1 protein-coding gene is annotated in these 238 nt (G+C 71.0%); it reads right to left on the bottom strand.

All coding sequences use genetic code 11. From position 1 onward, the window contains the following. Positions 1-238: LysR substrate-binding domain-containing protein (locus CVH10_RS24170; protein ID WP_369336021.1), on the bottom strand; the 238-nt coding region annotated here is incomplete at both ends.

Below are 238 nucleotides of genomic sequence, written 5' to 3' on the forward strand. Positions count from 1 at the left end.
AAGTAGTGGGGTGAGGCCTCGCGAAAGCCCCAGATGAAGTCCGCGTTCGCCGCGTCCTGCAGCGACGTCGGCGGTGTCTCCGACCAGGAGGAGTGCGCCGGCACCGCCAGGATCAGGTGATCCCGCTGCAGCAGCCGCGCCTCCAGGCCGGGCTGGCTGTCGTCGTCCAGGTAGAGGATGCCGGCGTCCAGGCTGCCGTCCTGGAGGCGCTCGAGCTGGGGCCCCGACAGCAGCGGGA

The sequence above is a fragment of the Halomonas sp. ND22Bw genome (genome assembly GCF_003011945.1).
In the GTDB taxonomy this organism is placed as follows: Bacteria; Pseudomonadota; Gammaproteobacteria; order Pseudomonadales; family Halomonadaceae; genus Halomonas; species Halomonas halophila.